This window comes from Pantoea sp. S-LA4 (genome assembly GCF_054482835.1).
Genome location: NZ_JBTLRC010000002.1, coordinates 3,083,939 through 3,109,307, shown reverse-complemented (window position 1 = coordinate 3,109,307; position 25,369 = coordinate 3,083,939). Strand labels below are relative to the sequence as shown.

The following is a 25,369-nucleotide window of genomic DNA, read 5'->3' as shown; positions in this document are numbered from 1 at the left end:
CGCGCGCAGGCGCGCGATGCAAAAATGCTCCCGGCATTTTTGTCCGGGTTCGGGCACCATCTTCAAAGAACCCGCCTCTGGCGAGTTTTTGCTTTTTCGGGCGGCGAACCCGGCCTCGAAGGTTCGATGTCCTCGCCACATCCCTGTGGCTCGCCCTGCGGGTTCGCGCGCAGGCGCGCGATGCAAAAATGCTCCCGGCATTTTTGTCCGGGTTCGGGCACCATCTTTAAAGAACCCGCCACTGGCGGGTTTTTGCTTTTTCGGGCGGCGAACCCGGCCTCGAAGGTTCGATGTCCTCGCCACATCCCTGTGGCTCGCCCTGCGGGTTCGCGCGCAGGCGCGCGATGCAAAAATGCTCCCGGCATCTTCGGGTTGGGCACCATCTTTAAAGAACCCGCCACTGGCGGGTTTTTGCTTTTGTGCCGCAGAAAATCCCTTCGCACACCCTTTTTCACGCCGCTCTTGACTGAACAGATTTCACGGCGAAACTAATTTCCCGGCTCACCTCTATGCTGTATTGCCAGGGCCGGGCCGCCTGATATCCTGTCCAGCCTGCAATTCACCGCGACTAATCGCGTTTTAAAAGCCTCCCTTTACAGAATTGTGCGTACAGGCACAATAAGCTCCTTTAAACCCTGTCTTATGGCTGCTATGTCAGAAGAAGCGCTGCGACTACAGATACAAAACCTGAAAAAGCATAATGCGCGTCTGAAGCGTATAGCCCATGACGCCCGTAACAAGCTCAACGCAGCGCTGGACGGTACCGGCCTGTTCCTGTGGCAACTCGATATCCCCAGCGGCAAACTGGTGATTTTCAACCGACGCTGGGGCGCAATGCTGGGCTTTCAACCCAAAGAGACCGACGCTAACTTCGAGTCCTGGAAAGAGAGCCTCCATCCTGAAGACGCTGATGAAGTGCTGACGGCCTTTTACGATCACATCGCCGGAAAAGCGCCTTACTACGAAGCGCTGCACCGCATGATCGCTAAAGATGGCAGCATAACCTGGGTACTGGATCGGGGCCGGGTCAGCGAATGGGATGAACAGGGGCGTCCGTTAAAGGTAACCGGCACCCACATCGACATGACCAAAGAGAAGCAGTATGAGGAGCAGCTCGCTCTGCTGGCGCTGCACGATCCGCTGACCATGCTGACCAATCGCCATGCGTTGCAGAATCATTTTCGCGAATTAAAAGCTCAGGGGCCCTTGTGTGTTGCGTTTATCGATTTGGATAATTTCAAACATGTTAACGACACGCTGGGCCATCGTAGCGGCGATGACGTCCTGATCCAGCTCAGCCAGCGCTTTGTTGATCTCTGTCCGGCCGAGGTGATTATTGGTCGCCCTGGCGGTGATGAATTTGTCCTGCTGCTGCCATTTTCGTTACAACATCCACAGCTGGAAAAACTGGTTCACGGCTGCCTGGATGCGGTGCTGACGCCGTTTGATATGGCAAATGGCCATGCGATGGTGGGGGCATCGATTGGTGTGGCCCAGGTGCAGAGAAAAGATGACTTTGATTCCGCCCTGGCACGCGCGGATGAAGCGATGTATCGCATCAAAAAAAGGGGTAAGCGCGGTGTGGCTTTTGCTCCGTTTCACGCTGATCCCCATTGAGTCTTAATCTTTTCGCGTAATCCTGCCCGGTCCTTTCTGGATTCTCCCGCAGCGGATCTGCACAGGCAGGCCTGACGTCAGGGCGACCCGAATCCGCCACCTCTTTCCCTTTTTTCACCATCAATAAGTGCGCGTTCCCGCAAAAAGATGTTTTTAGTACAAATCTTAAAAAAAACGGTCCGCCGTTACGCATAATTTTTTCCACGCTTCGCTTATTTCAAACAGCCTGAATGCGGCTTTCTGGCCATTTTATTTTAATATTTGGTGAATAAAATGGGATATTTGATCATTTATTGATCGATCCGCTCAGCTTTTAACTGGTTTTGAAAGAGAGTTACGCTTCGCTTATTTTTTACCTGATTATATTTTTCTTAAATCAAACTTTACGCTTCGCTTAGGTAAATTGATCGTTTGTTGATCATCTTCACTAACTGTTTCATATAACGACGTTATCGTGCCGCTTCGCTTATATTGTTTTCAATTGGACTTTTTATGAAAATGATCGATTAATAGGAGTGCGACATTGTTTGAGGAAGGCCGTGGATTATCACTCTTGCCTTTTTCTGCGGTGGCGAAGATTAGTTGCGGCGCTTTATCAGCCAGTAATGCTAATCGCCATAAATTAACCAAAATTATGATGGGTTTTCTATTTCCCCATCTTGATAGACGAATTTTTATGGCTACATTTATATTTGCTGAATCGGACTGATGAAGCATCAACTGTGCTATTTCTATTATTAAATCCAATGAGGAACACAGAATGACTCAATATCGTGGTGGAGCGGGAAATTTTGCTGCGGACAGAGAGCGCGCGGCGGAAGCGGGACGTAAGGGCGGCCAGAAAAGCGGCGGCAACTTTAAAAACGATCCCGAGCGCGCCATTGAGGCTGGACGGAAAGGGGGTAAGGTAAGCCGCCGGAGCTGAACGTCTTTAACGCTGCTGTAACAGCAGGTACCATCAGTTCGCTGGGCAATGTTAAATCTATTTAATTCTCCTGCAAGATAATTACTGCCAGCATTATGCCAGTGCTTTATCAATAGCGGTGGCAGATTAACCGATTAAACCGGAAAGGTAACCCCTTTCCGGTTTTTTTATTTACAGCGCTTTTAACTTGTACGGTTTAATAAGTTTTTGTACAGATTGACCAGCTGCTTAGTTTCTGTTGGCTGATTACAGAAGATAAAATGTATACAAATTTAATTTCAGTTGTACAACTTTATCTGTTTAGCGAAGCCGTGATAAGAAAAAACCTTAGAGACCTAACTTGTTGCTGTAAAAAGAAAAATGCATTTTACATGCCACTTACGGCTTAAATTCATACCGATGCGGCGTGCGATATAAAAAATCTCCGCTAGAATTTTTAAGTGTCACCGATATGACTGGCGTTGCGTTATTTCTTACCGCAACTTTTCAATCAATGAGGCTATCTTATGACAGTGAAAACGCTAAACGATCTCTTCATCCATGATTTGTCTGATGTGTACAGCGCTGAGAAACAGATAACCCGTGCCTTGCCGAAAATGGCGCGCGCTGCCAGCGATGAAAAACTTGTCGCTGCGTTTAATCAGCATCTTGAAGAGACGCGCGGCCAAATCGAGCGGCTGGATGAATTAGTGGAAGCCACGCCAGAGGTTAAAATCAAACGAATGAAATGCCATGCGCTTGAAGGACTGGTTGAAGAAGCGCAGGAGATCATTGATTCGGTTGAAAAGGGCGAAGTTCGTGATCAGGGGTTAATTGGTGCAGCACAAAAAGTTGAGCACTATGAAATTGCCACTTACGGCACCCTGCACGCGCTGGCCCTCAAACTGGGCTACACCCAGGCCGCAAAACTGCTGGAGCAGACCCTGAACGAAGAGAAGCAGACGGATGAGAAGCTCACTTCGGTAGCGGAATCCATTACTGTATCTTAAGGAGTAGCAAATGACGGCAATCGAAAATTACCATGACTGGCTGCGCGATGCGCATGCAATGGAAAAGCAGGCTGAGAGCATGCTAAGCAAAATGTCTGGCCGCCTGGAGCACTATCCGGCGCTGGAACAGCGTCTGGCACAGCATCTGGATGAGACCAAACATCAGCTTACCCTGCTGGAGCAGCTGCTGGACACGCACGGCATTGACCACTCAGTGATGAAGGATGTTATGGGTAAAATGGCGGCGACCGGCCAGGCGGTGGGCGGTATGTTCAACTCGGACGAAGTAGTGAAAGGCGCGATCAGCGGCTACGTCTTTGAAAATGCCGAGATCGCCAGCTACACCAGTCTGATTGCGGCGGCTGAGCAGGTCGGTGATGCTGAGGGCGTGCGGGTGCTGACCGAAATCCGCGATCAGGAAGTAGCGATGGCGGAGTGGCTGCTGCAGCATCTGCCGGAAGTAACACAGCAGTTCCTGCAACGGGCAGCACAGCCTGGCGTTGAAGCGAAGAAATAGTTAAATCGTTACGCAGAATTCAGAGTCAACGCGAAAAAAAGCCGGGCATCGTCTGATGACCGGCTTTTTAGTGTCTGGCTGTCAGGTAAAACGGTTAAAGTCCGTTACCCCTGAACCGGCTTAATCCGCCATCAGATGGCCATACATCGTCATCAGCCGGCGCGTCACGCCATTGGTCCAGCCGAAGCCATCCTGTAACGGATATTCGCCACCACCGCCGGGACGGGCGCGATCGCCGCTGATGTCATATTTCTCCACCAGCTTGTGATGCAGCTGATAGAAATTGTTGACCGTGGTCAGCCAGTTAACCGCGATTTCGCTCGCCAGCGTCTCTTCGCCGTAGTTATTCAGGCCAACAATCGCCATCCACTGCATCGGCGCCCAGCCATTGGGTTTATCCCACTGCTCGCCGCTCTCCACCATTGAGGTCAACAGACCGCCGTTGCTCAGGAGCAGATGACGCAGGGCAATGGCCTGCAGATGCGCCTGGTGAGGCGTGGCTAAACCAACAAACAGCGGAACCACCGCCGCCGCCGTAAAGGCACCGAAACGCTCACGACGCCAGTCATAGTCACGGAATACGCCGGCGGTGCTGTCCCACAAATAGCGGGTAATTGCACGTTTCCGCGCCTCGGCTTTTTTCTGCCAGGCCAGTGCGGTCAGCTCTTCGCCTTTGGCGTGCGACAGCGTGGCGATCATCAGCTCAAGTTTGTAGAGAAACGCATTGAGATCGATCGGAATAAACTGGGTGGTGCGAATGCTCGACAGACGTTTCGGGTTACGCAGCCAGCGTGAAGAGTAGTCCCAGCCGGAGGCTGCACCCGCACGCAGATCGCGATAAACTTCGCTGGCCGGACGTTTTGACTGTCGGGCCGTTTCCACATCCTCGATCCACGACTCATCACGCGGTGTATCCCGGTCATCCCAGTAACGGTTAAGCAGTGAACCGTTCGGCATCCGCACCACATGGCGATAAGCCTGATTGGGCATCAGCGAACCGGCACCGTCCATCCAGAACTGATACTCCTTCATCAGCTGTTCCTGATAGCGCTTCGCACCGCGCACGCCATCTTCTTCAAACAGCTCAACCATCAGCGCAAACACGGGCGGCTGGGAGCGGCTGAGATAATAGGTGCGGTTACCGTTAGGCACATGGCCGTAGTTATCGATCAGCCAGGCAAAGTTATCCGCCATGTGACGCAGCAAATCGTCACGGCCCGACTCGGCGAGGCCGAGCATGGTGAAGTAAGAATCCCAGTAATAGGTCTCGCCAAAGCGCCCGCCCGGCACCACATAAGGTTTCGGCAGCGGCAGCAGGGAAGAGTGCGGCATATGCTGCTGCGGCATTTTGGTCAGTACCGGCCACAGATCGTCGATATGCTCGTTGAGCGTTTTATCCGGATTGGAGACATAAAAGCTTTCATTTACGCCAGGCAGATAAAAGTGATCGGCGACAAAACGCGACAGGTCAAAATCACTGCTGCGTTTCTGTCGGCGATAGCGCATCAGCACATCCAGCGGATCGTATTTTGGCGAGCAGTCGGGGAAGGTTTTGCTATCCTCAAAAATGCGCGACATCTGGACATGTTCAAACAGTTCCAGATAACGATCGGCAGGGGTGAGCGCATCCGGCGCCGGTAAGCCTTCAATCAGCTCCGGTTCCGGTTCAGAATCCTGCATGCGATCCAGTTTCAGTTCATGGGGATCGTATTGATACTCAACTTCCGCCCCGGCACGAACCTCTTCAAGTGCATTTAGTTGCTGGCGATAAGTATTAATAGCGGCCTCCTGAGCGGTCGGGGTTGCACAAAGGACAAATTATAGACCTCTCATGCTGCGGAACAACAATGCAGAATATCTATGAACGTAATAAAAATTGTCTATTAATCGACGTTTTTGGATAAATTCCAGTCAATTCAACCAAATATGCCGTTGTTCATAAAAAACGCATTTCAGATGAATCTCTTAGTCGGTAAAAGAAAAAAATTTAGCCTGAAGAAAACCGGCTTTTATTTACATTTTGTAAGATAAGCGTGGCGGGAAAAGGGTGCAAAAGATGGCATACGCAACGACAGAACCGGTGAGAAACGGCAAACAGAGCGGCCGATAGCGGCCCGCTCTGCGATCGTCAGTCAGCTTTTCGCCAGCGCCGCGCGAATAACTGCCGGATAAGGCGTCGTGGGACGACCAATCAGCTGGCTGAGCTGATGTGAATCATCAAACAGACCGCCTTTTTCTGCACCCGCGTCGGAATCTGCCAGCATCTCAGCCAGGCCGTCAGGCAGCCCCGCGCTTTTCAGTGCGGCAGCAAATTCCTGCTGCGACAGATTGACGTAATCCACCTTTTCGCCGCTCTGAGCGGCAATTTCAGCGGCGAACTGCGCCAGGGTATAGCTGTCATCACCGGCCAGTTCATACACCTTGCCAGCCTGATTATCACGTACCAGCACTTCCGCTGCTGCATCGGCATAATCCTGGCGCGCTGCCGACGCGATGCGTCCTTCGCCTGCGGCACCGATAAAGGCATGATGCGCCAGCGCCGGGGCGATACTGGCTGCATAGTTTTCACTGTACCAGCCGTTACGCAGCAGGGCGAATGGCACGCCGGAAGCCTGCAACAGCGCTTCGGTTGCCCGGTGTTCTACGCCCAGCCCCAGCGGTGAGCTATCGGCGTGCAGCAGGCTGGTATAAGCAATAAAACCAACGCCAGCCGTTCGGGCCGCTTCAATCACCGCTTTATGCTGGGCTTCGCGCTGACCCACTTCACTGCCGGAAATCAGCAGCAGCTTATCGACGCCAGCGAAGGCGGCAACCAGCGTCTCCGGCTGGCTGTAATCCGCCTGACGCACCACCACACCTTGTGCAGCAAGGTCTGCCGCTTTGGCTGGGGTACGCACGGCGGCAACAATCTCGCCCGCCGGCACTTTTTTCAGTAATGCGTCGATCACTAAACGGCCGAGCTGGCCGGTGGCACCTGTCACTGCAAACATGGTATCGCTCCGATTATTTCGCTGTTGGTGAAATCCAGACTACGGGATAAACTAATTTTTAGTAAGTACTTACAGATTTGTTAGTTTAAGGGTTGTGATATAAATGTCTGAAAAGCTGAGTGAAAGATTTATCCGCGGTGAGCTGCTCAATGTGAACTGCCCCTCGCGTGAGGTACTTAAACGGGTGACCAGCCGCTGGAGCGTACTGATTCTGCTGGCGCTGCAGGACCAGACGCTGCGCTTCAGCGAGTTGCGGCGGATAGTAGGCGGCGTGAGTGAGCGGATGCTGGCGCAGAACCTGCGTCATCTGGAAGAAGACGGTTTCGTGCAGCGCATCGCTTATCAGGTGGTGCCGCCTCATGTGGAGTACTCGCTAACGCCGCTCGGGCGTGAAATGGGTGAGCAGGTGGTCGGGCTGGCCGACTGGCTGGAGGTCAATCTGAGCCGGATACTGGCGCAACGCGATAAAAGCGCGGCGGATCGGGCTTAACGCCCGAGCGACAGTGAAGCCGCGCTTTGCCTGCGTCCCGTCGAAGATGCCTGCAATAGCCTGCGCTAGTAAAGATATTTTTCAAACCACGCCAGGGTTCTTTGCCACGCCAGTTCTGCCGCCGGTTGGTCGTAGCGCGGGGTCGAATCATTGTGGAAGCCGTGATTCACGCCAGGATAGAGGTATGCCTGATAGATCTTGTTATGCTGCTTTAGCGCCGCTTCATAAGCTGGCCAGCCCGCGTTGATATTGTTATCCAGCGCGGCATAGTGCAGCAGCAGTGGCGCGTTTATCCGCGGCACATCTTCCGCTTTTGGCTGCCGGCCATAGAAGGGGACCGCGCAGTCCAGTTCCGGGAAGGCAACGGCCGCCGCATTGGCGACGCCGCCGCCATAACAAAAGCCCGTTATTCCCACTTTCCCGCTCGCTTCCGGGTGATGACGTAAAAATGTCACGGCGGCAAAAAAGTCGTTCATCAGCCTGACGGGATCGACCTTCGCCTGTAATGCGCGCCCCTCTTCGTCATTACCAGGATAGCCGCCGACCGAACTCAGCCCGTCGGGAGCCAGCGCGATATAACCCGCTTTGGCGACCCGGCGCGCCACATCTTCAATGTAGGGATTGAGACCGCGGTTTTCATGTACCACCACCACCGCCGGACGCCGGCCTGCAGGTTTCGTCGGTTTTACCAGATAGCCGCGGACTTCACCGTGACCCTCCGGCGAAGGATAGTGGAGGTATTCTGGTTTGATATCGGGATCGGTGAACTCCACCTGCGTCGCCAGGGCATAGTTGGGGCTGAGCATACCGAGCAGCGTGGCACCGGTCATGCCGCCAATCGCCAGTTTACCGGCCATGGCAATAAACTCGCGTTTAGTGATGCCGCCGTGCGCGTAGTAATCGTAAAGCTCCAGCAGTTCCTGCGGAAAATCCTGTGCGGTCAGACGTGCCATAGCGACTCCTTAACCCGGATAAGAGGATAAATGCCACCCTAACAAACCACAGCGGGAGACGGCAGGCAACCGGCATGACGCAACAGGTTAAAACGGTAATAACGTAACGGCAGAGGAAAATAAGCGGCTCAGCCGGGTAATAAGTGATTGCTGCTTATTAAGCCGCTTATTCAGTGTTGTTTCAGGGAATAAGCCGCAGACGCGCGGCGGCTGTTAATTATCGGTAAGAGCTCACTCCAATTTATTAACATTTACATCCGCATTAAACTGCCCGGCTTTACCGGCTTCGCCTGAAAATATAATCCTGCCATTAGACAATCCAGGGCAAAAAAGCAAACAAAGCGGCAGGCAGAAATATTTGGTTGCTAACCCATTAAAAAGTAAGTCTATTTCGAAGGGTTGTTGTCAGATTTGACCTTTCCCGGAACAGGGTTTATAAAATAATAACACCGGAAAACAGCATGTTGAGGGCTTTTTTTTGGTTAAAGGTGGGCTTAGCCAGTGGGCAATTTTAAGCCAGCAATAGCATAACATTCGTGTCACATAACTACGCTGTAATTAACCTTTGCGCCTTATTTTTAAATAAGTAATTCCCATGAAAAACAATGATCAGAATCAACAAAGACTGTTATAGTTTTCATTAACCCGATTGTTTCTGTTTCCTCGCTGCGAATAGTTTTAAATTCGCGGCGGGAATTAATTCAACGGCAACGAAATGAGTGCTTCAGGCTTAAGTTGTTAATTATAAGTAAATATGTGGTGTTCTATGTGGCAAAGAGGTAAGCAATGTTCGGATTAGATGCCTTTCATCTGGCGAGGATTCAGTTCGCATTTACTGTTTCCTTCCATATTATCTTTCCCGCCATCACCATCGGCCTCGCCAGCTTCCTGGCCGTGCTCGAAGGGATGTGGCTGAAAACCCGCGATCATACCTATCGTGATCTCTACCATTTCTGGTCGAAAATCTTTGCCGTCAACTTCGGCATGGGCGTGGTGTCGGGACTGGTGATGGCCTATCAGTTCGGGACCAACTGGAGCGGCTTCTCGGAGTTTGCCGGCAGTATCACCGGTCCGCTACTGACCTATGAAGTCCTGACCGCTTTCTTCCTCGAAGCGGGCTTCCTCGGCGTGATGCTGTTCGGCTGGAATCGCGTCGGGCCCGGTCTGCACTTCTTTGCCACCTGTATGGTTGCGCTGGGAACCCTGATCTCTACCTTCTGGATCCTCGCGTCAAACAGCTGGATGCATACGCCGCAGGGCTACATCATCGAGAACGGCATCGTGGTGCCGCAGGACTGGTTCAAAATCGTCTTTAACCCGTCGTTCCCGTACCGCCTGTTCCATATGTCGGTGGCCGCCTTCCTCGCCAGCGCCTTCTTTGTCGGGTCATCAGCGGCCTGGCATCTGCTGAAAGGCAAAAATAATCCTGCGATTCGCAAGATGTTTTCGATGGCGCTGTGGATGGCGCTGATTGTCGCGCCGATTCAGGCGATGATCGGCGATGCGCATGGTCTCAACACCCTGGAGCATCAGCCCGCCAAAATAGCGGCGATTGAAGGACACTGGGAAAACCCGCCAGGCGAAGCCACGCCGCTGATTCTGTTTGGTATTCCCGACATGGAGCAGGAGCGCACCAAATACGCGCTGGAAGTGCCTTATCTCGGCAGCCTGATCCTGACCCACAGCCTGGATAAGCAGGTACCGGCGCTGAAGTCATTCCCGAAAGAGGATCGGCCAAATTCAACGGTCATCTTCTGGTCGTTCCGCGTGATGGTGGCGATGGGGCTGCTGATGATTACTCTGGGCGTGGTCAGTCTGTGGCTGCGTTTCAAAGGGCGTCTGTATGAGTCACGTCCATTCCTGTGGTTTGCGCTGCTGATGGGGCCGTCCGGTCTGATTGCGATCCTGGCTGGGTGGTTCACCACGGAGATCGGCCGTCAGCCCTGGGTGGTGTATGGCGTACAGCGCACCATTGATGCGGTGTCGGCGCACGGCGATCTCCATATGAGTATCAGCCTGCTGGCCTTCATCCTGGTCTACAGCTCGGTGTTCGGCGTGGGTTATCACTATATGATGCGTCTGATCAAGCAGGGTCCTGAAACCGGCGAAGGACACATCACTGAGCAGGGTGGTCCGGGTCAGAAGAAAACCCCGGCACGTCCACTTTCTGCGGCCACCTTTAAGGATGGAGACCACTAAGATGATCGATTTCTCAATTATCTGGTTCGCGATTATCGTCTTCGCCACCCTGATGTATATCGTAATGGATGGGTTCGATCTCGGTATCGGCCTGCTGTTCCCGTTCAACAAGGATGTGGGCGAGCGCGACATGATGGTCAACACCGTTGCGCCGGTCTGGGATGGTAATGAAACCTGGCTGGTGCTGGGCGGGGCGGGGCTGTATGGCGCGTTCCCGCTGGCCTACTCGGTGATTGCCGATGCGCTGTCGATTCCGCTGACGGCGATGCTGATTGGCCTGATTTTCCGTGGCGTGGCGTTTGAGTTCCGCTTCAAAGCGGTAGAAGGTCACCGCGCATTCTGGGACAAGTCATTCATCGCGGGGTCTATCCTGGCTACCTTCAGTCAGGGCGTCGCGGTTGGCGCAATGCTGGACGGTATTCCGGTTGAGGGCCGCCGTTTCGCCGGTTCCGCAATGGACTGGCTGGCACCGTTCCCGCTGTTCTGCGGCGTGGGGCTGGTGGTGGCCTATGCGCTGCTGGGCTGTACCTGGCTGATCATGAAAACGGAAGATGAGCTGCACCGCAAAATGTCAGCGCTGGCCACGCCGCTGGTGATCGCGCTGCTGGTGATTGTCGGTATCATCAGCCTGTGGACGCCGTTTGCCCACGACGATATTGCCCAGCGCTGGTTCAGCAAGCCTAACCTGTTCTGGTTCCTGCCGGTTCCGGTGCTGGTGTTGCTCTGTTCGTGGGGCATCGTGCGTGCGATCAAACGTCAGGCGCACTACTCGCCGTTCCTGCTGACGCTGGCGCTGATCTTCCTCGGCTTCTCTGGCCTGGGTATCAGTATCTGGCCCAACATTATTCCGCCGTCAGTGACCATCTGGGCCGCCGCATCACCTCCGCAGAGCCAGGCCTTTATGCTGGTGGGAAGCCTGCTGATCATTCCGATGATCCTGGGCTACACCTTCTGGAGCTACTACGTGTTCCGTGGAAAAATCAAAGCAGATGCAGGATATCATTGATATGAAAACCGAAGTCAGCAGCATGAAAAACCACAATGAAACGAAAGCCCCGTGGTGGAAGCGCGTGATGTGGCTGGTGGTCATCTACGCCGCAAGCGTGCTGGCACTGGGTGTCGTCGCCTCATTATTCCGCATGATGATGACAGCGGCCGGTATGCGCAGCCATTAGTGGCTCCCTTACCCGCTGCGTAAAGAGCAGGGCTGACTTCGGTCAGCCTTTTTTAATTAGTCACCTAAGCAATTAATGCGAAATCGTCGCCTGGCCACCCTTTGCGCCCGGCCTTTCCTTACCGCCGTTGCGGTTTTTTGTTATTCTTTTGTGACAAATATCACCCTTTAATCCGCGTCGTACATCGCCATCATGCTCAGTCAGGCCCTTAAAAAACAGCATATTAATGCACTGGTAGAGTGGATCGAAGCCAATCTGACCGACGATCTTAGTATTGATCTGATCACCCTGAAATCGGGTTACTCCAAATGGCACATGCAGCGCATGTTCAAAGAGATGACCGGCCAGACGCTGGCGGCTTACACCCGTAAACGACGGCTGACGATGGCGGCAATGGCGCTGCGGCTGACCCGTATGCCGCTGATCGATATCGCCGTACGCTTTGGTTTTGACAACCAGCAGAATTTTACCCGGGTCTTTAAAAGCCATTTCTCCCTGACGCCTGGCGCGTTCCGTCGTATCCCGCATTTACCGGTGAAACATTTCCACGGCCGGATTCCGGTGCGCTCGCCGATTGAACATGCGGTGCTGGTTGAACAGGATGAAGACCTGCCGCTCTGCGGTGAGACGATGGAGTGGGAGTGTCAGTTCGGCGAATATATCGCCGATCATGAACATCGGGTGGCGGAACAGGCGCGACGGCTGGTTGCGCTGGCGGGCGGCCAGGTGCGGCATGGCTGGCTCGGTTTTCAGTATGGTCCGGGCCACTCTTCGGCTGACCAGCAGAATATCAGCCTGTTCCAGGCACTGGAGCCGCAGCACGCCGCGATGCTGGACGGCAAAACAGAGAGCTGGAGTGAAACGCGTGGACTTTATGCGCGGATTAACTGGAGCGGCGCACCTGAGCAGCTGACGCGCTTTATTGCTGACATCTACTATCTGCACCTGCCGACGCTGGGCGTGGCGCGCCGTCAGGGTAAAGATCTGCTGCGGCTGGATTTTGCACTCTGCAAACCGGACTGGCTGAGCGGGGTTTTTTCGATTCCGGTGACGCCAGCCTGAGGCGTCACCGGCCGTTTCAGCCGCGATTCGGCTGCCTCAGCCTGAAAAATGCATATTCTGTGCGGTAAACCGTGACAAACCGCACGATTTTATAAAATAAGTTACCGGTCTGGCGTAAAATCCTTCACCGAAACCCCGTAGTGCACCATTCAACGTACTTTTCTGGCGGGGCTGAAACATTCATCTGCATTTCTGGCCATTTCTGGCTAAAAACGATAAACGAAGAAAATTATGCGACGCTCAATGTTGTTACTTATCTCAATGCTTTCGGCATTGCCTATGCTGGCTGCGGCTCAACTGGCAGAACCCTTCTCGCCACCGGCTGGCCTGCACCCGCATTCACAGATCTCTCAGCACGAAATTCTGGGCGACGGCCAGTTGCCGCAGCACACCCAGAATAATCCTGCCGCCTCCGGCTTTAACGACACGCTGTAACCGTTCTGGCCGGTAAGTGGGCGTCCCTCGGTTCAGCGGCGCAATCGACATCCCCGGCCGAATGCCTTTCCTGTTACATCCTGCGTCAGCAATAAAATCGGCTGATCGGCTGGCCATCACTTCTGCATCTTTTCCTCTTCTCTCTGGCCTGTGCAGGCTACTGAGCGACTGTTGTCGCCAGTCAGCCAGCGGCTGACTCACTTTGCACTGCTGCGTTCACCGCCTGTGTCGCAGAAGCCGATCTTCAGTGACATAAAATATATCTTAATCCGCTGCGATCGCATTTTTCGTCATTGTGTTCAAGATATATCATAGCTAATCTGAGCCACTCAGATGAGAATGATTTTGATTCCATGATTATGCTGATGCCCTCGATTGACGGGCATTTAACCCGCTTCAGGAGAGATGTTGTGCCAAATCCTAACTCTGATCGCCTTCCTCAGCGCGTCCGTAATGAACTGCGCTTTCGTCATATTCAGGTGGCAAGCAAAACTAACATTGCCGGTAACTTCTGGCGCATCGTCTTCAGCGGCAGCGATCTGGCGGGCTTCAATTCACCAGGCTTTGACGATCACATTAAAGTCTTCTTTCCCACCAGCGCGGGTGAGATGCCGGCACTGCCGCAGATCACCGAGGATGGCATTGTCTGGCCGGACGGCTTGCGCCCGGCGGCCCGTGATTACACGCCGCTGGCCTTTGACGGCGTCTCGTCGCTGACGCTCGATTTCTATATTCATCAGAGTGGCGTTGCCAGCGACTGGGCGACACAGGCGAAAATCGGCGACAGCCTGATCGTCGGCGGTCCGCGCGGCTCACTGATCGTACCGACCGACTACGCTTTCCAGCTCTATGTCTGTGACGAAACCGGTCTGCCGGCCTTTGCGCGCCGTAAACAGGATGCCCGCGCCCAACAGCTGCATCTGTTTGCCTATGCAGATGAGACCACCGGGCGGGATTACTTAACCGATACGGCTGGCGTTACTCTCAACTGGCTCGGCAGCGGTCAGATGCAACGGGCGCAGCTCAGCCAGCTGACGGCGAAGCTGGATCAACTGGCGATACCGTCGGAAGATTACTTCATCTGGCTGACCGGCGAAGGCGAGTTTGTTAAGGCGCTAAGCGACTATTTCACCACCCAGCGCGGCGTGAACAGCGACTACGTCCGGGCCGTGGCCTACTGGCACCAGAAGTAAAGCCGGCGGCCGCCCGTGTTGAATTTTGCCAGGCGGCGGTCTACCATCAACCTCCATTTCTTCTCCCTGAGCAGGTTATGAAAGACCATTCAGCAGCGCCATCTGATGATCATCCCGCGCGCGCTGGCGGCTGTGGCAGCCGTCGTAAGCGTCGGGAAAAAATGCTGGAGGCGAGTGATATTCGTCTGCTGATGCTCCATTTCCTGGCGCAGAATGCCGCGCACGGCTATGAACTGATCAAGTCGGTGGAGGAGTTGTCGAAAGGGGAGTATTCGCCCAGTCCGGGCATTATCTATCCCAATCTGACGCTGCTGGAAGAGATGGAGGCGATTCAGGTGGTCGACGCGCAGGCCACACGCAAAGCGTACCGGCTGACTGCGGCGGGTGAGGCGCTGCTGGCGTCCAGCGGCGATCGGGTCGCCAGCCTGATCGCCCGCTTATCGTCACTGGCGATTCTGGTTAATAACCGCAGCATTCCGGCGGTTGAGCAGGCGATCCATACACTGAAAATGGCGCTCAACACCCGTCTGGCACAGCAGGATATCTCCGAGGCCGCGTTGCAGACGCTGATTGCGGCGCTGCACGACGCGGCAGAAAAAATCACCCACAGCTGACCCTTCTCCCTGATGCGGGTTGCCAGCCGGCGACTCAGCTCACTTCAGGCTTGTGCTTATCAATGTGACCCAGCGTGCGGTCCGGGAAACAGATGTCGCGCACCCGTTGTTTTAGCGTTGTGGCATCTGGAAAACCTCCATCCCGTTTACGCTCCCACAGCAGATGCCCGTCGAGCGTAATCTCAAAAATACCCCCGGTTCCCGGCCTGAGCGTCACTTCCGCCAGATCCTCAGCGAAGGTGTGCAGGAGTTCCTGTGCCATCCACGCCGATCGCATCAGCCAGTTGCACTGCATACAGTAGTGGATAACGACCACAGGTTTTTGCGCCATAACTCTTTTCCTTTAACGTGTTGATAAATTACCGGTTAATTGTAGTTAACAAATTGTGCTGCGCAAGAGTGATCTTAATGTAAATGGGATTGATAATGATTCTTAATTGCATTAAATTCCGGGCGATAAGAAATACTCAGAAACAACTCCTGCTATTTTGCGGCTTTTGTGCGAAGCCGGTTTGATGATGCCAGCAAGTAAGTGAGCGAATACTAACAATTAACCAGGTAATTCGCGCCCATGTCACCACTTTTTCAGGGATTGACGCAACAGCGTCTGTTTAAACTGGCGTACCTCGCCTCTGCCATCCAACCCCTCTGCAGTTATGCCGCAGGCAGTGACGCTGCTCCGCTGGCGCTTTCCGACAAAACACAAAGTCAGGCCGATGCGGTGATGACGGTTACGGCACCACCGCTGAAGCAACAGGCTGGCAGCAAAACCAGCCTGTCGGCAGCGGATCTGCTACAGCGTGGTGCCACCGATTTTGGCTCTGTTATGCGTTATGAACCGCTGATCAGCGCCACCGGCAGTCAGGGCGGATCGTCCGCAGGCAAGAGCGGTTTTGATCGGGCGGGCTATACCGGCTACAACATTCGCGGGCTGGAAAGTAACCGCGTCGGGCTGGACGTTGATGGTATTCCGCTGCCGCAGGCAACCGGCCGCAGCTATGTGGGGCGAGCCGGGCTGGACAGTTTTGGCATTGGCCGTGACTACATCGACCCTTATCTGTTTGGCCGCATCGACATTGAAAAGGGCGCGACGGCGGTTGATCAACCCAACACCTCGCTCGGCGGCAATGTCTCCTTCCGTAATAAGTCTCCCGACGACTACCTGCATCCCGGAAAAGCGACCGCGTTCAGCTATCAGAGCGACTATGACTCATCCAATCGCAGCTGGCATAACGGCGTCACCGCCGCCGCCGGTGACGATGAACTGCGCGGCATCTTTGTTTACAGCCGCCGCGACGGCCAGCAAACCCGTAACAACAGCGACACGCTGGAGGCGTATCCCGCGAACTGGCACTCCGATGCCTTTATGACCTCCGGGGTCTGGCAACCCAACGATTTGCACCGGTTCAGCGCGACCGCCGACTACTACCATAAAACCAATCACAGCCGTTACGACAGCTGGGATACCGCCGGTAACACCATCTGGGGCAGCGCGCAGCAGCAGAGCGATACCCGCCGCTGGGGCATCAGCCTGGCGGATGAATATACGCCCTACAACGAGATTATCGACAGCCTGACAACCCGGATTTACTGGCAGCAGACCGAAGCGCACGACAATACGCTGATGCCGTCGAGCGCAACCGCCTGGCAAAACGTCTATTCCGATTACAACAGCGACAGCTACGGTTTTGACGCACAGGCAACCAAACGTCTCGGGCGACATGAGCTGAGCGGCGGAGTGAATGCGCGTCGGGTAGAGACCGAGCGGCCTTTCCGTCAGACGCCGGCGCCGGGCGTCACCGGTGTCATCATGCAGCCACAGGCCAATAGCCGCAGCTACACCCTTGGCGGCTATCTGCAGGACAAAATTAATTTTGATGCTGACGGACATAACGCGGCAGTGATCCCTGGCGTTCGGGTGGCGTACCAGAACACCAAACCGCGTGATGTCGGGACGCTGACTACCAACAGCAGTGTGCTGGATGCCAGTGAAGTCTCCGCCCTGTACGGTTCGGCCAACAGCGATACCCAGCTGCTACCGTCAATCGCCTTCCAGTACGATCTCACGCCCAGCCTGATGACCTATCTGCAATATACCCGTGGCGCGCAGTTCCCTAACGATACCCAGCTGTATGGGTCCTGGAACCTCGGTTCCAGCTATGCGGGTCCGGCACAGTATGCGCTGATCGGTAATGCTGATTTAAAAACCGAGACCAGTAATAACTACGAATGGGGCGTGAAAGGCCAGCTGACAGAAGGTGTCACCCTGAATGCCGCTGCGTTTTATAACGACTACAAAAACTTTATCGCCTTTACCCGCTACAGCCGCGCGGCAAATCCGGGTAAGTTCGTTAATGTCCCCAGCAACATCTACACCACTTACCAGGCGGAAAACCGCGACAAAGCCTATATCTACGGCGCTGAAATCAGCAGCAAAGTGAACGTCGGCAGCTGGTTCCCGCAGGTGGATGGCCTGAGCGCCAGCCTGGCCTTTGGCTATACCCAGGGTGCGGCGAAGTCGAGCTATCTCGGCGACCGCTATATCGACCTGGAAAGCGTGGCCCCGATGAAAGCTATCGTCGGGCTGGGCTGGGATGATGCGGAACGGGGTTATGGCGCGGCCGTCACCGCGACCTTTGTCAAAGGCAAACGCGCCACCGCCACCAACCGTAACAGTTATGCCAACAGCGGCGGCAGCCTGACCGATTCCAGCACTGATTATATGCGGGTGCCCGGTTACGGCATGGTGGATATGACCGCTTACTGGCGGGTGACGCCGCAGGTCAGGCTGAGCGGGGGAGTGTATAACATTACCGATCGCAAATACTGGGATTACCTCAGCAGCCGTGAACTGACCAGCGCGACCCAGCAGGAGCGCAACAATCAGGCGCTGGCGGTGATGCCGGGCCGGACCTTCCAGTTAGGCGTTAACGTCGATTTCTGATAACCGCTGCTCTGCACTGATGCAGGGCACCGCAATGGGAGCACTCAAGCATGGATTCTGTTTACCAGCACTACCTCGCCCTGAAAGGCGAACAACCGAAAAAGTATGCCCGTGACCTTGCGGCACTGATCGGGATCAGTGAAGCGGCGCTGTGTCAGGCCCGCATCGGGGCGGATGCCTGGCGGCTGAAGCCAGATTTTCCGGCACTGCTGCAGGCACTTGAGGCGGTTGGTGAAACCAAAAGCCTGACCCGCAACGCCTATGCGGTACATGAGCAGATCGGCGAGTACAAAAACCTGCATCTGGGTGACCACGCCGGCATTTTACTGAACCCGCGAGCGCTGGATCTGCGTCTGTTTGTCGCCCAGTGGCGGAGTGCCTTTGCCCTGCAGGAGCAAACCGCACAGGGCGAACGGCACAGCATTCAGATCTTTGATCGTCATGGAGATGCGGTGCTGAAGATCTATGTCACGGATCGGACCAACAGGGCCGCGTGGCAGACGCTGATTGAGGCTTTCCGCGAGGACGGCGCGACGCCACTGCAGGTTGAGCCGTTCGCCGCCGCTGCGCTGACCGATAAAGTGGATGGAGCGGCTATCGATCGTGAATGGCGTGCCATGACCGATGTGCATCAGTTTTTCAGTCTGCTGAAGCGTCACAACCTGTCGCGTCAGCAGGCGTTTCGTGCCGCCGGTGACGATCTGGCCTGTCAGACCCGCAACGACGCGCTGGCGCGGCTGTTGCAGATGGCGCAGCAGGAGGGCAATGAAATCATGATATTTGTCGGTAATCGCGGCTGTACCCAGATTTTCACCGGCGCGATCGAGAAGGTAATGCCGATGGATAACTGGCTCAACGTCTTTAATCCGCAATTCACCCTGCATCTGATGGCTGACCAGATCAGCGAAAGCTGGATCACCCGCAAACCAGCTGGCGATGGCTTTGTCACCAGTCTGGAACTGTTTGCCGCCGACGGCACCCAGATCGCTCAGCTCTACGGACAGCGCAGCGAAGGCACGCCGGAGCAGGCGCGCTGGCGCGAGCAGATCGATGCGCTGCGTGGTGCAGGAGCCGTGGCATGAGATGGCTGACGCTGTTAGGACTGCTGCTGGCGCTGCCGTCGCTGGCGACGGAGCGGGTGGTATCGATTGGCGGCGACGTCACGCAGATTATCTATGCGCTGGATGCCCAGCAGCAGCTGGTGGCGCGAGACAGCACCAGCCTGCGCCCGGCGCTGGCAACCCGGCTGCCGGATGTCGGTTACCTGCGCCAGCTGAATGCCGAAGGTATCCTGGCGCTGAAACCGACGCTGGTGATCGCGAGTGAACTGGCGAAGCCTTCGCTGGTGCTGCAACAGATTGCACAGGCCGGGGTGCGCGTGGTGACGGTCAGTGGTGAAAACAGTCTGCGGGCGATTCCGCAAAAAATAATCACCATCGGCGAGGCGCTCGGCCATCAGACCGACGCCCAGGCGCTGGCACAGCAGATGACGCAGCAGATCGGCCAGTTGCCACAGCAAAAATTGCCGGTGAAGGTGCTCTACATTATGGCCAACAGCGGCATGAAATCGATGGCGGCGGGTAATCAGACCGCTGCTGACAGCGCCATCCGCAGCGCCGGACTGCAGAACGCGATGGGCAGCGTGCCACACTATCAGGCGCTGTCGCAGGAAGGGGTGATCGCTGCCGCGCCGGATCTGGTGGTCATCGGCGAAGAGGGACTGAAAACTCTGGGCGGCGAACAGCAGCTGTGGCAGTTACCCGGACTGGCGTTGACGCCGGCCGGTCAGCAGCATCGTCTGCTGGTGATCGATACTATGGCGCTGCTGGGCTTTGGCCTGGATACGCCGCGGGCGATCGTCCGGCTACGTCAGGCCGCGGAATCACTGACGCATGATTAACGGTAATGCGCCGCGCATACTGACGCTGATGACCATTATGTTGCTGATATTCGTGGTGCTGGCCGCCAACTTCGGGGCGATGTCGCTGTCGCTGCGTGGCCTGTGGCAGGCAGCGTTCAGCGAGTTGATCTGGCAGGTCTGGCTGAATATTCGCCTGCCGCGCGTGCTGCTGGCGGTGCTGATCGGCATGGCGCTGGCGGTTTCCGGCGCAGTGATGCAGGGCGTCTTTCGTAATCCGCTGGCCGATCCGGGTTTGCTCGGTATCAGCAGCGGGGCCGGTCTGGCCGTGGCGCTGGCGATTGTTGCCCCGCTGGCTCTGCCGCCATCGCTGGCGCTGTGGCTGCCGATGATCGCCGCCTTTATCGGCAGCCTGCTGGTGACGTTGCTGATCTTCAGCTTCAGCCGGCTGGCGCGCGGCAATCTGTCGCGGCTGCTGCTGGTGGGGATCGCCATCAACGCGCTGTGCGGTGCGGCGGTCGGCGTGCTGTCGTGGCTGAGTAACGATCAGCAACTGCGTCAGCTGTCGCTGTGGGGAATGGGCAGCCTGAGCCAGGCGCAGTGGCCGACGCTGCTGATCTGCGCGCTGCTGATTTTGCCGGCGCTGCTGCTGTTACAGTCACTGTCTCGCCAGCTCAACCTGCTGCAGGCGGGCGAAGAAGATGCGCACTACATGGGCGTTGAGGTGAAACGCACTCAGCATCAGTTACTGATCCTCAGCGCGCTGCTGGTCGGTACGGCGGTGTCGGTCAGCGGCGTGATCGGCTTTGTCGGCTTAGTGGTACCGCACGTAATGCGTTTTTGCCTTGGCAGCGATCATCGCTGGCTGCTGCCTGGTTCGGCGCTGGCGGGCGCGATTCTGCTGCTGCTGGCCGATACCCTGGCGCGCACAGTGGTGGTGCCGGCAGAGATGCCGGTCGGGCTGCTCACCAGCCTGATTGGCGGTCCGTGGTTTCTCTGGTTAATCCTGCGTCAGCAGCGAGGCATCGAATGAGCGAGCAATTACAGGCGGCGGGATTGTGTTTATCCCGCGACGGTAAAGTCATTATCGATCGTCTCGACGTCACGCTCTCGGCCGGTGAGATGGTGGCGCTGATTGGCCCCAACGGTGCCGGGAAATCGACGCTGCTGCGGATGCTGACCGGCTTCCTGTCGCCTGACCAGGGTGAATGTCGTCTGGGCGCGCAGCCCCTGGCGGAGTGGTCACGCGAGCGGCTGGCGCGACGCCGGGCAGTGATGCGGCAGCAAACCCAGCTGACCTTTTCACAATCCGCCGAATCGGTAGTGGCGATGGGACGTGCGCCCTGGCCGGAGACGCGCAGCCGGGAAATTGTGGCGGAAGTGATGCAACTGACCGGCTGCCAGTCACTGGCGCAGCGCGACTATCGTCAGCTGTCAGGAGGAGAGCAGCAGCGGGTACAGCTGGCACGGGTGCTGGCACAGCTGTGGCAGGATAGCGCGCCGCGCGGCTGGCTATTTCTGGATGAGCCCACCTCGGCGCTGGATCTCTTCTGGCAGCAGCAGACGCTGCGATTACTGCGGCAACTGACGCGCACCGGTGAGCTGAGCGTATGCGCGGTGCTGCACGATCTTAATCAGGCGGCGTTATGGGCGGATCGCATCCTGCTGCTGCACGCCGGCAGGCTGGTGGCACAAGGTACGCCGCAGGCGGTGATGACGGAAGCGACGCTGACCCGCTGGTATCAGGCCGAATTACAGGTGGTGCCGGGCGAGGGTGGAAAGCCGCACATTCAGCTGCGGGTTTAGACCGTTTCGCTTTTAAAACATTGTGTTGCGAGGTTCTGTCTTGCCAGTTTTGCGCCATACTTGTGTTTCTGGGTGAGTTATTAAGGAGACAATAATGGCGCAATCTTTAGACCAAACCGCTAACCAACTGGGTGAACTTTTACTCTCTTCAGGACTGCATCTGGCCACTGCCGAATCCTGTACCGCCGGGTTGATCAGTATGACGCTGGCGGCGGTAGAGAACAGTGGCAACTTTTATACCAGCGGCTTTGTGACCTACAGCGAAAATGCCAAGATCCGCCTGCTCGGCGTTCATCCCGCTACGCTGGAGCAGCACACCGCGGTCAGTGAACAGACCGCGCGGGAAATGGCCCAGGGCGCCTGCGCCCGTTCCGGTGAGCCGGTCGGGCTGGCGATCACCGGCTATGCCGGGCCTGATGGTGGGGAAGATGGTACGCCCGCCGGCACCATCTGGTTCGGCTGGGTCTTGCCGAATGGCCAGGACTACGCCGAGTGCCATCAGTTCAGTGGCGATCCTAAATCGGTGATGGAGCAGGGCACGCAGTTCGCGCTGGAAGGGTTGATTAAACGGCTGCAGCTGCCGACTGAATAAAGGCGCAGGATTGCGCCTTAACCGGGCATCACCGTTCCTTTTTTATGCTTTCTTATAAAACCCTATCTGTTTGTAATTGATTGAGTTAGCGTAGAAATATTTCCGGATGCGTTTTGATTTATCCCTACGTATCCGGAAAATCAGGGTCAGATTGAGGCATTGAAAGCAATTGGGAATAACCACTTTTAATATTGTAAAAAGGTTCGCAACCCAAATTGAACCTGGCATCGACTTTTAAAAAACACTTCCAAAAGAAAAATTTCCTGATGCAGGTGATTTTGATACTTTAGCCTGTTTTGCTGATGTCAGCACCTGGTTGAATAGAGAGTATAGATATAATCACCCCTACTATTGCATTAAGGATATGCGTCGTTTAAGAGAGAAAATACCTGATAGAGGTGATACAAGAGGGGAGATTGGTGGTTTGAATTAAAGTATTGATTTTAAATAAAAAAATACAGTTAATCTCGTACGCTGCTAAACTGGATTGAGACCGTGGGTAATCACGAAATTAAATTTATCCATTTATAGATTAGTAGACAAATTTACGGGTGGTTAAGCTGTTCGCCCTGTGAAAATAATATTAACGTTGTACAGGCAGAGGCGTTATAAGCCTGGCTGCAAGAAAATTAATAGCATATGAACCAGGTGCTGTGTAATTAAGGTGATTCAGAAAATAACCATATTAATATTTTTTCTCCAGCCCGGAATAGCAATCAGGCATGAACTAAATCCCCCAGCGTCACCATCAGCATCATCGGGTCAATGGGCGACGGCTCAAACCCCACCCGCAGGTAAAACTCCCGAGCTTCATGCGACAGGGCGTGAACCAGCATCCCGCGAATGCCGATAGTCTCTGCCACCTGAATCACCCGCAGCCCGGCATCCCGCATCAGCGCCCGTCCGACGCCCTTCCCATGCAGAGGTTTATCCACCGCCAGACGTCCCAATACCATAACTGGAATCGGGTCAGGCATATTGCGGCGGAAGTGGCCAGGCGCAGTATTCGTCGTCACAGCGCTGGAAGCTAGCGAGTAGTAAGCCATCACCTTAGCATCGTCGCAGCAGACAAACGTGCGTGACGCGCCAGAAAGCTGGTTCTTCATCGCCCGCTGTTTCAGCCAGTTATCCATAGAATCCACGCCGCAACAAAACGGGGTAAGAATATGCCCGGCGTGAAGCGGCTCAGGGGCAGAGATCACTTTTCCTGCTCCCACGGAGCAGGAGTCTGCATGGTTTTACGCAGTGCAGCATTAGGCGAAGGAGCCTGATCCAGACGAGTCAGAAATTCCTGATAAGCCTGCGGATCGGCCATAATGATGCGCTGCTCGATCAGCGCCTCTTCCGCTGCGGCGCGGGCGGCCTCCAGCACAAAGTCAGTGCGGTTTTTCCCTCTGGCTTTCGCCGCCCGATCGATAAGTTCGCGCTCGGCGGGCTTAATGCGCAGGTTCAGAGTTTCGCGTTTCATCGCCATACTGTTTGTGGCTGGCATGGAGTTGTCCTCTTGTGTTTCAGTGGATATTAAGTATACAACGCATGTAACGCAGATGTCATTACGATAAATTCGGAAGGTATCGAACCTGAATCTTCCCGAGTCCGGGCACCGTCATTGTGTTAACGACAGTCAACAATCAGCCGCCCGCGGACTTTGCCTTCCAGCAGGTCCTGAGCCCCTTGCCGGGCTTCACTTAGCGGAATCACCTGCGTCAGCTGGCTCAGCAGATCGCTATCGAGTAATTCTCCGAGCCGTTGCCAGGCTTGCTGGCGCAGCGGGATCGGGCACATCACGCTATCCACGCCAGCCAGCGTAATGCCGCGCAAAATAAAGGGTGCCACGCTGGTCGGCAGATCCAGTCCCTGCGCCATTCCACAGGCGGCGACCGCACCATCGCGCTGGGTTGCGGCCAGCACATTCGCCAGCGTATGACTGCCGACACTGTCTACCGCGGCCGCCCAGCGCTCTTTCATTAATGGCTTACCGGGCTGCGAGAGTTCGTTGCGATCGATCACCGAGGCCGCGCCCAGCGTATCAAGCAGATAAGCGTGATCGCTGGCGCGTCCGCTGGAGGCCACCACCTGATAGCCGAGGCGGGCCAGCAGGCTGACGCTAAAGCTACCCACACCGCCACTGGCACCGGTGACCAGCACCGGACCGCGATCCGGCGTGATGCCCTGCTTTTCCAGCGCCATCACACACAGCATGGCGGTCAGACCCGCAGTGCCAATCGCCATGGTTTGCAACGGGCTGAGCGTGGCGGGCACTTCGACCAGCCAGTCGCCGCTCACGCTGGCTTTCTGCGCCAGGCCACCCCACTGTTTTTCACCCACGCCCCAGCCGGTGAGCAGGGCGACATCATCCTGCTGCCAGTCGGGATGGCGGCTGGCGGTAACCCGTCCAACAAAATCGATACCCGGCACCATCGGGAAGTGACGCACAATCGGCCCTTTATTGCAGATCGCCAGCGCATCTTTGTAGTTAAGGGAGGAGTAGCTGACGTCGAGAGTGACATCGTGATCGGGCAGTTGTGATTCGGGAAGATCTTTCAGCAAAGAACGGTAACCCTGTTCGTCATTTTCAATGACCAGTGCCTTGAACATGCAGCCTCCGGCAAAATAGGAAAGAGGGGAATAAGTTTACGCCTGACTGACGGATTGCGGTAGGGATAGGGTCGCTAAGCTGCGCGCTGTCGCTCGCATCGATCGTTAAACGGCGTAAATCCTGATCGAGCCGGGAATGAACTTCGTGCATAAATCTGCATATAATTCAGATAATTAATCGGATAATATGATTATTATTTCTTTTTAGTTATTAAAATCAATGATTTAATTATCTGTGGGTTTGACTATTTAATTGACGCGCGCGGCTTGTTCGCGTCAAAAAAAGATGACATTATGACCGCCACTTTTTGAACCTGCTTATCTCTTTCAGAGGACGTTGCCATGTCCGGTTTACCGCGCACTCGCTCTGGTTACCGTTCGTTTTTTGCGGCTTACGCCCGATTCTGTTCCG

At 55.3% G+C, this 25,369-nt stretch carries 25 protein-coding genes; 18 read left to right on the top strand and 7 right to left on the bottom strand.

What is annotated here, in order from left to right; genetic code table 11:
- The first annotated feature begins 651 nt into the window (after window positions 1-651).
- The 4 genes from ACX3P5_RS15415 (at window position 652) to ACX3P5_RS15400 (ending at window position 4,048) form a co-directional block, all read left to right on the top strand.
- Window positions 652-1,617, top strand: coding sequence for a sensor domain-containing diguanylate cyclase (locus tag ACX3P5_RS15415; RefSeq protein ID WP_233987139.1), 966 nt, complete (start codon window positions 652-654; stop codon window positions 1,615-1,617).
- Window positions 1,618-2,377: 760 nt separating this feature from the next.
- On the top strand, window positions 2,378-2,542 hold the full coding sequence (locus tag ACX3P5_RS15410) for a con-10 family general stress protein (RefSeq protein ID WP_031377082.1): 165 nt from the start codon (window positions 2,378-2,380) through the stop codon (window positions 2,540-2,542).
- A gap of 506 nt (window positions 2,543-3,048) precedes the next feature.
- Window positions 3,049-3,531: a YciE/YciF ferroxidase family protein gene (locus ACX3P5_RS15405; RefSeq protein WP_233987140.1), complete on the top strand. Its 483-nt coding sequence runs from the start codon at window positions 3,049-3,051 to the stop codon at window positions 3,529-3,531.
- 10 nt (window positions 3,532-3,541) lie between these two features.
- Window positions 3,542-4,048: a ferritin-like domain-containing protein gene (locus ACX3P5_RS15400; protein WP_233987141.1), complete on the top strand. Its 507-nt coding sequence runs from the start codon at window positions 3,542-3,544 to the stop codon at window positions 4,046-4,048.
- A 120-nt stretch (window positions 4,049-4,168) separates the two neighbouring features.
- Here the strand turns inward: ACX3P5_RS15400 and ACX3P5_RS15395 are convergent, their stop codons facing one another.
- Window positions 4,169-5,827 carry an alpha,alpha-trehalase gene (locus ACX3P5_RS15395; protein WP_233988126.1) on the bottom strand — a complete coding sequence of 553 codons (1,659 nt, stop codon included), beginning with the start codon at window positions 5,825-5,827 and terminating at the stop codon, window positions 4,169-4,171.
- A 353-nt stretch (window positions 5,828-6,180) separates the two neighbouring features.
- The gene (locus tag ACX3P5_RS15390; RefSeq protein WP_458968956.1) at window positions 6,181-7,038 is read right to left on the bottom strand and encodes an SDR family oxidoreductase; all 858 of its coding nucleotides are present in this window, start codon (window positions 7,036-7,038) and stop codon (window positions 6,181-6,183) included.
- A 103-nt stretch (window positions 7,039-7,141) separates the two neighbouring features.
- Between ACX3P5_RS15390 and ACX3P5_RS15385 the strand changes: the two genes are divergently transcribed.
- Window positions 7,142-7,528: a winged helix-turn-helix transcriptional regulator gene (locus ACX3P5_RS15385; protein WP_336756513.1), complete on the top strand. Its 387-nt coding sequence runs from the start codon at window positions 7,142-7,144 to the stop codon at window positions 7,526-7,528.
- 65 nt (window positions 7,529-7,593) lie between these two features.
- Here ACX3P5_RS15385 and yghX read toward each other — a convergent pair whose 3' ends face one another.
- Complete coding sequence (gene yghX / locus ACX3P5_RS15380; RefSeq protein ID WP_458968955.1) at window positions 7,594-8,481, bottom strand: YghX family hydrolase; 888 nt, start codon at window positions 8,479-8,481, stop codon at window positions 7,594-7,596.
- Between the two features lie 786 nt (window positions 8,482-9,267).
- Here yghX and ACX3P5_RS15375 point away from each other — a divergent pair.
- From ACX3P5_RS15375 to ACX3P5_RS15345, 7 genes are all read left to right on the top strand, one after another.
- Complete coding sequence (locus tag ACX3P5_RS15375; RefSeq protein WP_233987145.1) at window positions 9,268-10,680, top strand: cytochrome ubiquinol oxidase subunit I; 1,413 nt, start codon at window positions 9,268-9,270, stop codon at window positions 10,678-10,680.
- 1 nt (window position 10,681) lies between these two features.
- On the top strand, window positions 10,682-11,686 hold the full coding sequence (gene cydB, locus ACX3P5_RS15370) for a cytochrome d ubiquinol oxidase subunit II (protein WP_094121919.1): 1,005 nt from the start codon (window positions 10,682-10,684) through the stop codon (window positions 11,684-11,686).
- Window position 11,687: 1 nt separating this feature from the next.
- Window positions 11,688-11,855, top strand: coding sequence for a DUF2474 domain-containing protein (locus ACX3P5_RS15365; RefSeq protein WP_094121920.1), 168 nt, complete (start codon window positions 11,688-11,690; stop codon window positions 11,853-11,855).
- 192 nt (window positions 11,856-12,047) lie between these two features.
- Window positions 12,048-12,917, top strand: coding sequence for a helix-turn-helix domain-containing protein (locus ACX3P5_RS15360; RefSeq protein WP_233987146.1), 870 nt, complete (start codon window positions 12,048-12,050; stop codon window positions 12,915-12,917).
- A 243-nt stretch (window positions 12,918-13,160) separates the two neighbouring features.
- Complete coding sequence (locus ACX3P5_RS15355; protein ID WP_293000536.1) at window positions 13,161-13,352, top strand: hypothetical protein; 192 nt, start codon at window positions 13,161-13,163, stop codon at window positions 13,350-13,352.
- A gap of 365 nt (window positions 13,353-13,717) precedes the next feature.
- On the top strand, window positions 13,718-14,545 hold the full coding sequence (locus ACX3P5_RS15350) for a siderophore-interacting protein (protein ID WP_233987148.1): 828 nt from the start codon (window positions 13,718-13,720) through the stop codon (window positions 14,543-14,545).
- A gap of 77 nt (window positions 14,546-14,622) precedes the next feature.
- Window positions 14,623-15,159, top strand: coding sequence for a PadR family transcriptional regulator (locus ACX3P5_RS15345; protein ID WP_233987149.1), 537 nt, complete (start codon window positions 14,623-14,625; stop codon window positions 15,157-15,159).
- Window positions 15,160-15,193: 34 nt separating this feature from the next.
- Here ACX3P5_RS15345 and ACX3P5_RS15340 read toward each other — a convergent pair whose 3' ends face one another.
- Window positions 15,194-15,490, bottom strand: coding sequence for an Rdx family protein (locus ACX3P5_RS15340; protein ID WP_233987150.1), 297 nt, complete (start codon window positions 15,488-15,490; stop codon window positions 15,194-15,196).
- Between the two features lie 240 nt (window positions 15,491-15,730).
- Between ACX3P5_RS15340 and ACX3P5_RS15335 the strand changes: the two genes are divergently transcribed.
- The 6 genes from ACX3P5_RS15335 to ACX3P5_RS15310 all read left to right on the top strand — a co-directional run bounded on the left by ACX3P5_RS15335 (window position 15,731) and on the right by ACX3P5_RS15310 (window position 22,359).
- Entirely contained in the window at window positions 15,731-18,103 is a 2,373-nt protein-coding gene (locus tag ACX3P5_RS15335; protein ID WP_233987151.1) for a TonB-dependent receptor domain-containing protein, read from the top strand.
- Between the two features lie 50 nt (window positions 18,104-18,153).
- Window positions 18,154-19,185 (top strand): hemin-degrading factor, encoded by a 1,032-nt coding sequence (locus ACX3P5_RS15330; protein WP_458968954.1) that lies wholly within the window; start codon window positions 18,154-18,156, stop codon window positions 19,183-19,185.
- The gene (locus ACX3P5_RS15325) at window positions 19,182-20,003 is read left to right on the top strand and encodes a heme/hemin ABC transporter substrate-binding protein (protein ID WP_458968953.1); all 822 of its coding nucleotides are present in this window, start codon (window positions 19,182-19,184) and stop codon (window positions 20,001-20,003) included. The genes ACX3P5_RS15330 and ACX3P5_RS15325 overlap by 4 nt, the downstream gene beginning before the upstream one ends.
- On the top strand, window positions 19,996-20,994 hold the full coding sequence (locus tag ACX3P5_RS15320) for a FecCD family ABC transporter permease (protein ID WP_233987154.1): 999 nt from the start codon (window positions 19,996-19,998) through the stop codon (window positions 20,992-20,994). The genes ACX3P5_RS15325 and ACX3P5_RS15320 overlap by 8 nt, the downstream gene beginning before the upstream one ends.
- Entirely contained in the window at window positions 20,991-21,767 is a 777-nt protein-coding gene (locus tag ACX3P5_RS15315) for a heme ABC transporter ATP-binding protein (protein ID WP_458968952.1), read from the top strand. Before ACX3P5_RS15320 ends, ACX3P5_RS15315 begins: the two co-directional genes overlap by 4 nt.
- A 94-nt stretch (window positions 21,768-21,861) precedes the next feature.
- Complete coding sequence (locus tag ACX3P5_RS15310; RefSeq protein WP_233987156.1) at window positions 21,862-22,359, top strand: CinA family protein; 498 nt, start codon at window positions 21,862-21,864, stop codon at window positions 22,357-22,359.
- Between the two features lie 716 nt (window positions 22,360-23,075).
- On the opposite strand, the gene ACX3P5_RS15305 is transcribed toward ACX3P5_RS15310, so the two are convergent.
- The 3 genes from ACX3P5_RS15305 to acuI all read right to left on the bottom strand — a co-directional run bounded on the left by ACX3P5_RS15305 (window position 23,076) and on the right by acuI (window position 24,957).
- A complete protein-coding gene (locus ACX3P5_RS15305) occupies window positions 23,076-23,561 on the bottom strand; it encodes a GNAT family N-acetyltransferase (protein WP_458968951.1) in 486 nt (161 codons plus the stop codon).
- Window positions 23,558-23,851: a type II toxin-antitoxin system TacA family antitoxin gene (locus ACX3P5_RS15300; RefSeq protein WP_233987158.1), complete on the bottom strand. Its 294-nt coding sequence runs from the start codon at window positions 23,849-23,851 to the stop codon at window positions 23,558-23,560. Before ACX3P5_RS15300 ends, ACX3P5_RS15305 begins: the two co-directional genes overlap by 4 nt.
- A gap of 122 nt (window positions 23,852-23,973) precedes the next feature.
- The gene (gene acuI, locus ACX3P5_RS15295) at window positions 23,974-24,957 is read right to left on the bottom strand and encodes an acrylyl-CoA reductase (NADPH) (RefSeq protein ID WP_336756497.1); all 984 of its coding nucleotides are present in this window, start codon (window positions 24,955-24,957) and stop codon (window positions 23,974-23,976) included.
- Between the last annotated feature and the right edge of the window lie 412 nt (window positions 24,958-25,369).

Bases quoted from the DNA above. Each gene is read 5' to 3' on its own strand.
- ACX3P5_RS15350 (WP_233987148.1), top strand. From the start codon at position 13,718: ATGCCCTCGATTGACGGGCATTTAACCCGCTTCAGGAGAGATGTTGTG.
- ACX3P5_RS15325 (WP_458968953.1), top strand. From the start codon at position 19,182: ATGAGATGGCTGACGCTGTTAGGACTGCTGCTGGCGCTGCCGTCGCTG.
- ACX3P5_RS15330 (WP_458968954.1), top strand. From the start codon at position 18,154: ATGGATTCTGTTTACCAGCACTACCTCGCCCTGAAAGGCGAACAACCG.
- ACX3P5_RS15390 (WP_458968956.1), bottom strand. From the start codon at position 7,038: ATGTTTGCAGTGACAGGTGCCACCGGCCAGCTCGGCCGTTTAGTGATC.
- ACX3P5_RS15355 (WP_293000536.1), top strand. From the start codon at position 13,161: ATGTTGTTACTTATCTCAATGCTTTCGGCATTGCCTATGCTGGCTGCG.
- acuI (WP_336756497.1), bottom strand. From the start codon at position 24,957: ATGTTCAAGGCACTGGTCATTGAAAATGACGAACAGGGTTACCGTTCT.
- ACX3P5_RS15310 (WP_233987156.1), top strand. From the start codon at position 21,862: ATGGCGCAATCTTTAGACCAAACCGCTAACCAACTGGGTGAACTTTTA.
- cydB (WP_094121919.1), top strand. From the start codon at position 10,682: ATGATCGATTTCTCAATTATCTGGTTCGCGATTATCGTCTTCGCCACC.
- ACX3P5_RS15360 (WP_233987146.1), top strand. From the start codon at position 12,048: ATGCTCAGTCAGGCCCTTAAAAAACAGCATATTAATGCACTGGTAGAG.
- ACX3P5_RS15300 (WP_233987158.1), bottom strand. From the start codon at position 23,851: ATGCCAGCCACAAACAGTATGGCGATGAAACGCGAAACTCTGAACCTG.
- ACX3P5_RS15340 (WP_233987150.1), bottom strand. From the start codon at position 15,490: ATGGCGCAAAAACCTGTGGTCGTTATCCACTACTGTATGCAGTGCAAC.
- ACX3P5_RS15365 (WP_094121920.1), top strand. From the start codon at position 11,688: ATGAAAACCGAAGTCAGCAGCATGAAAAACCACAATGAAACGAAAGCC.
- ACX3P5_RS15415 (WP_233987139.1), top strand. From the start codon at position 652: ATGTCAGAAGAAGCGCTGCGACTACAGATACAAAACCTGAAAAAGCAT.
- ACX3P5_RS15405 (WP_233987140.1), top strand. From the start codon at position 3,049: ATGACAGTGAAAACGCTAAACGATCTCTTCATCCATGATTTGTCTGAT.
- ACX3P5_RS15410 (WP_031377082.1), top strand. From the start codon at position 2,378: ATGACTCAATATCGTGGTGGAGCGGGAAATTTTGCTGCGGACAGAGAG.
- yghX (WP_458968955.1), bottom strand. From the start codon at position 8,481: ATGGCACGTCTGACCGCACAGGATTTTCCGCAGGAACTGCTGGAGCTT.
- ACX3P5_RS15320 (WP_233987154.1), top strand. From the start codon at position 19,996: ATGATTAACGGTAATGCGCCGCGCATACTGACGCTGATGACCATTATG.
- ACX3P5_RS15345 (WP_233987149.1), top strand. From the start codon at position 14,623: ATGAAAGACCATTCAGCAGCGCCATCTGATGATCATCCCGCGCGCGCT.
- ACX3P5_RS15375 (WP_233987145.1), top strand. From the start codon at position 9,268: ATGTTCGGATTAGATGCCTTTCATCTGGCGAGGATTCAGTTCGCATTT.
- ACX3P5_RS15335 (WP_233987151.1), top strand. From the start codon at position 15,731: ATGTCACCACTTTTTCAGGGATTGACGCAACAGCGTCTGTTTAAACTG.
- ACX3P5_RS15385 (WP_336756513.1), top strand. From the start codon at position 7,142: ATGTCTGAAAAGCTGAGTGAAAGATTTATCCGCGGTGAGCTGCTCAAT.
- ACX3P5_RS15400 (WP_233987141.1), top strand. From the start codon at position 3,542: ATGACGGCAATCGAAAATTACCATGACTGGCTGCGCGATGCGCATGCA.
- ACX3P5_RS15315 (WP_458968952.1), top strand. From the start codon at position 20,991: ATGAGCGAGCAATTACAGGCGGCGGGATTGTGTTTATCCCGCGACGGT.